The following is a 7,324-nucleotide window of genomic DNA, read 5'->3' as shown; positions in this document are numbered from 1 at the left end:
GCGAAAAAAGAAACCGCACCCGCAGCAAGTACACCTACCTCTACCCCTGCACCCACACCTCCAGTAAGTTCTCCCAAGGATTTAACAGATAATAGCAATACCTTTGCACCTAAATATCTTATTCCTACCAGTACAAATGGTCGTCGTCGTCCAGGACCTAATATGAGTTCTTTCCTGGAAATGGCGAGTCAGGTAAAAATTAATCCATCAAAAAATACTATTAAACCAAAAACTATTGCGTCATCAAAGGCTCCTACTCCAGTGAAAACTGAGACTCCAGCAAAATCGGTAAAATCAGTAAAATCCGCAAAATCCGCAAAATCCGCAAAATCAGAACAACCAGAAACTGTTGGAGCCAAAACAGTTTCTGGTAAATAGTCTGTAACCCTGCAACTGTAAATTATTAGTTATTAGCTGAAACAGCAATTCATCCCACATTTCTAAGAGTGAGACGTGGGATGAATTGCATGATTACTTAATATTTAACAATTCCACATCAAAAATCAGGGTAGCATTGGGGGGGATCACGCCACCAGCACCACGGGGACCATAACCTAAATCTGAGGGGATAATCAGCTTACGGCGCTCACCTACCTTCATAGTACCGACACCTTCATCCCAACCTTTAATAACTTGCCCAATACCGATTTTAAAGCTGAAAGGCTGACCGCGATCGCGGGAACTATCAAACTTGCTTCCATCTTCCAGGGTTCCGGTGTAGTGAACTACGACTGTTTGTCTCGTTTTGGGCGTTTCACCCTTACCTTCTTGTATAATTTCGTACTTTAATCCAGAAGCAGTGGTAATGGTATCAGACATTTTATTATTTGCAATTAGGGTAGTTGTTTCAGTTTCAATAGTGGAGCTGGTTGTGTCAGTAGTTAGCTGTGATGCAAGAGCAGTATTCTGTGGCGTACCACCGATTTGTGCTACTACTAACACAACTATGCATATGAGCATGAAGCCCAGACTAAGTAAAATCGCTTTCAAAATTATTCCTCTCTACTGAGGTGGTTCGACAACTAGATTATCAGCAGAACACACCTAGTTTAGATCGAAAAACGTGATTTAACGCCAAAGCTTATTTTCTAAATCTCTTACCTGACGTTCTAGTCGGTCAATTCTACCCCGTAATTCATCTACTTCATTTTGACGAGCAACCCCTAAATCCTGCATCATATTCCGCATTTGTCTTTCCATTTGCTCTTCCCAAGTGCCTTGCTCCGATTTTAATTGTTCTACCATATCATCCATAACTACCTTGGCTTGTTCGGGATCGAGTTTGCCATCCTTAACTAATTGTTCGCTAGCTTCCTTGAGTTTTTCGGCGACTAAGGATGTGGTACCAATACCTAACATTACTAACTGTTGCATCCAGTTGTTGTTATCCATACTCCCTTCCTGTAATTTTTTTAAACAACTAACTCCTGCTCTTAAGTGTAGCTAATCAAGCTATGCTAAAGAATTGTTCTAGTTTAGTACTGAATATATTGTGGCAAAACCAGATGGGGAATGAAAATACATGGTTGTTGAGCTACTGAAATTTAAAGTTCTTCCTGGAAAACAGGATTTGTTTATGCAGCAAGATGCAGCAGTCTGGACAAAAGCATTGTCGGCTTATCCTGGGTTTGTGAGCAAGCAGGTATGGTCGAATTCCACGGAATCAACAGAAGTAACCATCGTCATTTATTGGAGAACTAGAGAACAGTGGAAGGCGATTCCCCAAGAAGAAATAGATGAAATTGATCAAAAGTTCGATCAAGCTTTTGCAGACTCTTATGAGATGATTGAGGCATGTGAATATATAGTTATGGGTGAGTAATAATTGCTAACACTACCAATGCAGCAACGCCCAAGGTGACAACTAATAACCAAAAAAATTGGCGCTGCTGAGTTTGGCGCAGGAGAAAAATTTCTGTTTGATACTGTTTTCGCAATTCCTGTAATCCTTGTTTACCCCCCACCTCATCCATAATTGACTGTACCTGCTGTAACATTTGTTCTGTTTGCGATCGCATTTGGATAATTTGCTCAGTAATTCCTCCAATTTCTGATTGAGCTATGTCAATTTGCGCTGCTTTTTCCCCTACAGTTTGTTGAACTGCAACAACAGTGTTTTCTATTTTCTGGGCTTTTTGGAGAATATGACGAGCAGAATTGATTCCGGTGGTGATGGTATTCTCCAGTTCTTCTAGTTGTCTAGCAATTTCCTCGTCTGTATGTTGTAGCACGCCTTAATCTCCCTATTTTACGTATATATGAAATTTGCTAAACGATGATTAAAGGCTTCGCAAAGCAAAGAAACTAGGGGTTTTGACTGATGGGATGGATTGATAATTTCTTGCCAAAAAGGCAAATTATATTTATAGTTTCCATCCACCAAATATGCCCTGACCCTTGCTGCTTCATAAGGAAGTCTTTTTCGTTCCAAATCGTTAGCAATACACTTAAGTAGACGTTCATATTCTGGCACATCGGTATTCTTTAAAGGAGATGCGGCTGCTACTGCTTGCCAAGAACAATGCATTGCCCTAAGAATTAGACAACGGAGGGAAATACTTTCAGTTTGCTGTAATTCAATCTGTAACAGCTCTAGGGGATGTTGGGAAAGTAGAGAGATTGCTTGTTGCTCCCATTGATAAAGTTCGCTGCTCCTCACCCCAGCTAATTGTAGTGCCAGGTAAGTATCCCAGTATAAACAGCCACTCTCACACCGTTTGAGTAATCGCTGTTGTACATCATCAGTAATTTGGTTGAGATCCATATCACTCGCAACTTCTGTCATCCACTGGATAGCTGTTTGACTATCTACGCGATCGCAATTGTGAAAATAATCACTACCAAACTGATTCAGCCGATCAATTTCTGCTGTAGTCGCTACTACCAACAACCGACTACGAGCACGAGTGAGCAAAGTATACCATTGAAAGCTTTCTGCTAATGAGGGGGTACCAGTCCCTTCAAAAAGACAAAAAGCCACACAAGCTTCAAATTCTCTCCCTTTGGCTTGCTCTGGATTTAAAATCAACAAATTGTCTGAGGAGTTGAGGGGTTTAGTGGAAAAAACCTTGACAGCATTGGCTAAATCATGGAGTAAATGACGGCGATTTTCTTCCTTGTTGGTTTCTCCGGCTAATTTTTGCAAAAATTCCAACCCTTGTTGTTTTGTGTCAAATAACACTAATCGTACTGGTTCCCCAACTTCAAAAGCATCTTCTGGTTTTGCTGGTTCTGGTAATTTTTTTGCTCCTACACTAGAGCTAATTTTTTGCCCAATCTCACAAAATTGATTAGCAAATTCTAAAATTTGTCGGGAGTTTCTATAATTACGTCTCAGTTCAACAGAATTTCTAATTTTTAATTGGTTCCATGTAAAATCTGTAGGGTTAATCCGTTGATTTAAATCTCCTAATAACCATAAATATGTTTGATGCCCTTGTTCTATCCAAGATTTACAAACTGCAATGATTGCCTGTAATTCACTTAATAATAAATCTTGTGCTTCATCCACAATAAGAATAGAGCATTCAGTATTTGTAATTGGTTGATGTATTTTTGATTGTAATAATTTGGCTGCATCTAAACGACTGATGCGACAACATAAAGCATTATACCAATGTTTTTTATTAATATTTAATAGATTATTTATCCGTTGGGCATTAGCTTTAAACATGACATTTTTACCTTGCTTATGATTTTGCTCTTGCAAGACAAAAGCTTGATAAAGTAAAACATCAGTATGATTAATATCTGTTTTTTTAGTATATTTAATTGCCTTGCGTAAGGCTTCTAATTCTTCCTGTGGGGAAGCCAGTTTATCGTTAAATTCTGGGTTTATTTTACCTAACCATTGAGGGAAAGTCCCTAGCCAAAAATTATCATGATTGAGGGATTGTTTAACTTCTGTATATTCCGCAATATCTCTACGTAATGCTTCGGGTACAATCAGCATTGTATTCCACCCATAAGCATGGTGGATCTCACTAGCAAATAAACTTGCACATACAGTTTTTCCGGTTCCTGGAGCACTTTGAAAAACGATACAAGCACTATCTTCAAATTTATCAGCAGTAATGTGGGGATATGTAAGTAATTTTGTTAGTGGTTCGTCTAGTATGGTTCTTTGGTAATCTGTTAATTGAGGAGAATTGCGGTAACTACCATACACAAATTTATACCAATCACTATCCTTCTCATGATTCCATTGATAAGTGGGATTTTCTGCTAGTGCTGTACCTTGAGGAGTAAGTAATTCTTGGAGAATATTAGGAGGGACAGTATTGTAGTTATCCCATTTATCAAAGGCATCATCATAAATACCTCCTCTGATTCCAGCTTTAATAACTAGAATATTGTTAGCGTCTTTTTGCCAAATGACACGCCATTTACCCAATCTAGTACGCAGCATGTTTTTATACCCTTTCAGAGGTTTCGTATGTCTTTCGTCCCCTTTGCTCAAGCGATGGAAAATCTCATAAATTTTCTCCAAAGCCGAGGGTGAAAGTTTTTGAATTTCGCGGAAAGCTGCGCGAATAATTTTGATACTTCTGGGTGACATGACACTAATTGTTCCTCCAAGTACTTTTTTAATTGATAAATGTATGATTCCCTCCCCAGGAACAAAAATTGAGGATAAAAAAAACTGGCTTAAAAGTAGCTTGATTGTGATGAAATTACGTGAAGCTGGCAATAGCTGCATGTAGTGATTACCAGAATCAGCCATCACTTCTCAAGAATTATTCTACTTGGATAAATAGCAAGACAAACTTTACCGTACTGAGATAGAGGTATTTTTAAGCACAAATGACTAACAGAGTTTTTTTTTGACAATTCAGATAAACTTGTTATTAAAATAATAATTTTGGGAACTATGTAACAAAGTAAATATTAAGATATGACAGTAAAAATACTGATATAACTTAACTTTTTATGCGGCTTTTATCCTGACTTATATCTTACTGAATACAGGGACAATCAATGAGAAGATATAATTTTTTACTATTTAAAATACCTCTATTTGATCTCATTTTTAAGATTAATTACTTGTTTTTATGGGGCATTGCTACTTTCTTTTTTTTAGATGCTGATATTGTAAAAGCGGTGGGTTCTCAGCAAAAACAACTAAATTGTCAAGGAGATACATTTGCGGATTGTGTACCTTTAGGGACTAGTAAATTTATTAATCCAGGAAAAATTGAGCATATCCCTTCAGTAACCAAGAAGGGTAGATTTATGGCTCAAATTAACCAATCAGCAATAAGTACTCCATCCCTGAATAATATTAAGGCTCCACCTCCACAAGATATCACTCCCCTCAATTCTCCGACTCAAGAAAATCAACTTGACACACCTTTACTACCGCCTCCAGAGGAACTGCTCAATCCATCTCGACCAAAAAATTCAGAAGATTCTTCTCCGATTCAAGGGGTTCCAGGAACAATTACCGTAGAGCGTTTTGAGGTAGAGGGTAGTACTGTTTTTAGTGCTGAAAAATTGGCTGAGGTACTCAAACCATTTACCCAACGTCCCCTATCTTTTACGGAACTGATGCAAGTCCGTTCCAGAATTACAAAGCTTTATATTGATAATGGCTATTCGACTTCTGGGGCTTTAATTCCCCCCCAAAAAATGAATGATGGAGTTGTTAAGATTCAGGTGGTGGAAGGGGGGTTAGAAAGTATTAATGTAACTGGATCCAGAAGACTCAACTCTAGTTATATACGCAGACGCATTGCTAGAGCTAGCAAAAAGCCGGTAAATGTTCCTCGTTTATTAGAGTCTTTAAAAGTATTACAATTAGATCCCCTGGTAAAAAATCTATCAGCTGAACTTGTAGCTGGTTCCCGTCCGGGAAGAAATATACTGGATGTGAAAGTGACTGAGGGTGATACCTTTGGGACTCAATTTACCTTAGATAATGGACGTTCCCCCAGTGTGGGTAGTTTCCGTCGTCGCGCCCAACTAAATCAAGGTAATTTACTAGGATGGGGAGATGCATTATCCATTGGCTATACGAATACCAGTGGTAGTAACGCCTTTGATTTGAGCTATTCTGTACCCGTGAATGCACGTAATGGGGCTCTTAGTTTTGCTTATAGTAATAATCGTAGTAACGTAATTGAAGATCCCTTTAATGAATTGGATATTATTTCCAACTCCCGCTACTATGAATTGACATTTCGTCAGCCATTGGTGGAAACATCTACTAGGAAATTTACCTTAGGACTGACAGCATCCCGGAGTGAAAGTAAAACTTCTCTGTTAGATACACCTTTCCCTTTATCTGCTGGTGCTGATGATGAAGGACGTACCCGGATTTCTGCGGTGAGATTCTTTCAAGAATGGACACAACGTAATCGCAGTCATGTGTTCGCGTTGCGATCGCAATTTAATTTAGGTATTGGTGCTTTGAATGCGTCTATTAATAGTGATGCTCCCGATAGTCGCTTTTTTAGTTGGCGCGGTCAAGGGCAATGGATCCGATTGCTGGCTCCTGATACAATGTTGGTGGTTCGCGGTGATGTGCAATTTGCAGATAGCTCCCTGGTACCGACTGAACAATTTAGTTTGGGTGGTTTGGGTAGTGTGCGTGGTTATCGTCAAGATTGTTTGCTGGCTGATAATGGAGCTTTACTTTCTACTGAATTACGTTTGCCAATTTTCAAGCGTTCTCAAACTCTGTTACAAGTAGTACCTTTTGTCGATTTAGGTACTACTTGGAATAGTAATGGTACAACACCAGACAATAATAGCCTTGCATCTGTGGGGTTGGGTTTACAGTTGGTGCAGGGAAATTTATTTACCATTCGTTTAGATTGGGGTATTCCCTTGGTAGGAGTGGATTCGGATAAGGGAACGTTGCAAGAAAATGGTCTTTATTTCTCTATTACTAGTCGCCCGTTTTAGAGTTACTTAAACATCATGGATGATTCGCCAATTATTCCTTGCTTTGAGAGGTGCGACGGCTTCTATCTGAGATTGATCTAAAAATAGTATGACTTTTTGGGTCAGTCTCTTAAGGGGCATAAAATCTTGGACTTGGGTGTTACGCAAATCCAACCGTTGTAATTGGCTGAGAGAGGACAGGGGGGAAACGTCTTCTACTTGGGTGCTACCCAAATCCAACTCTTTTAATTGGGTGAGAGAGGACAGGGGGGAAAGGTCTTCTACTTTCGTGTTATGCAAATACAACTGTTGTAATTGACTGAGAGAGGACAGGGGGGAAACGTCTTCTACTTTCGTGTTACGCAAATACAACTGTTGTAATTGGGTGAGAGAGCACAGGAGGGAAAGGTCTTCTACTTGGGTGTTACTCAAATACAAC

General features: G+C 39.2%; 6 protein-coding genes and 2 pseudogenes. 3 read left to right on the top strand and 5 right to left on the bottom strand.

The genetic code is table 11. The features are described from left to right. A pseudogene (locus tag CALSC_RS05385) lies at positions 1 to 378 on the top strand (hypothetical protein); the annotation flags it as partial. Between the two features lie 93 nt (positions 379 to 471). Here the strand turns inward: CALSC_RS05385 and CALSC_RS05380 are convergent. Next, positions 472 to 990, bottom strand: a complete 519-nt coding sequence (locus CALSC_RS05380) for an FKBP-type peptidyl-prolyl cis-trans isomerase (protein ID WP_088240374.1) — start codon at positions 988 to 990, stop codon at positions 472 to 474. A 78-nt stretch (positions 991 to 1,068) separates the two neighbouring features. Continuing rightward, positions 1,069 to 1,419: pseudogene (locus CALSC_RS05375) on the bottom strand (phasin family protein); the annotation flags it as partial. Between the two features lie 103 nt (positions 1,420 to 1,522). Between CALSC_RS05375 and CALSC_RS05370 the strand changes: the two are divergent. Continuing rightward, positions 1,523 to 1,822, top strand: a complete 300-nt coding sequence (locus tag CALSC_RS05370) for a TIGR03792 family protein (RefSeq protein WP_088240372.1) — start codon at positions 1,523 to 1,525, stop codon at positions 1,820 to 1,822. On the opposite strand, the gene CALSC_RS05365 is transcribed toward CALSC_RS05370, so the two are convergent. Continuing rightward, positions 1,809 to 2,231, bottom strand: coding sequence for a hypothetical protein (locus tag CALSC_RS05365; protein ID WP_088240371.1), 423 nt, complete (start codon positions 2,229 to 2,231; stop codon positions 1,809 to 1,811). The two genes, CALSC_RS05370 and CALSC_RS05365, sit on opposite strands and share 14 nt — an antisense overlap. 17 nt (positions 2,232 to 2,248) lie before the next feature. Further along, positions 2,249 to 4,558 carry a DEAD/DEAH box helicase family protein gene (locus CALSC_RS05360; protein WP_088240376.1) on the bottom strand — a complete coding sequence of 770 codons (2,310 nt, stop codon included), beginning with the start codon at positions 4,556 to 4,558 and terminating at the stop codon, positions 2,249 to 2,251. Positions 4,559 to 4,977: 419 nt separating this feature from the next. Between CALSC_RS05360 and CALSC_RS05355 the strand changes: the two genes are divergently transcribed. Continuing rightward, the gene (locus CALSC_RS05355) at positions 4,978 to 6,906 is read left to right on the top strand and encodes a ShlB/FhaC/HecB family hemolysin secretion/activation protein (protein ID WP_235006685.1); all 1,929 of its coding nucleotides are present in this window, start codon (positions 4,978 to 4,980) and stop codon (positions 6,904 to 6,906) included. Positions 6,907 to 6,912: 6 nt separating this feature from the next. Here the strand turns inward: CALSC_RS05355 and CALSC_RS05350 are convergent. Beyond that, positions 6,913 to 7,324 (bottom strand): leucine-rich repeat domain-containing protein (locus CALSC_RS05350; RefSeq protein ID WP_143288158.1); only part of this gene is annotated, 412 nt, incomplete at its 5' end.

Source organism: Calothrix rhizosoleniae SC01, from assembly GCF_900185595.1.
GTDB lineage: Bacteria > Cyanobacteriota > Cyanobacteriia > Cyanobacteriales > Nostocaceae > Calothrix_A > Calothrix_A rhizosoleniae.
The sequence above is the reverse complement of the archived record's forward strand: the minus strand, read 5'-3'. Positions and strand labels throughout refer to the sequence as shown.

What these genes read in the sequence shown, in the direction of transcription:
- CALSC_RS05355 (WP_235006685.1), top strand. Translation starts at nt 4,978, where the DNA reads ATGAGAAGATATAATTTTTTACTATTTAAAATACCTCTATTTGATCTC.
- CALSC_RS05370 (WP_088240372.1), top strand. Translation starts at nt 1,523, where the DNA reads ATGGTTGTTGAGCTACTGAAATTTAAAGTTCTTCCTGGAAAACAGGAT.
- CALSC_RS05360 (WP_088240376.1), bottom strand. Translation starts at nt 4,558, where the DNA reads ATGTCACCCAGAAGTATCAAAATTATTCGCGCAGCTTTCCGCGAAATT.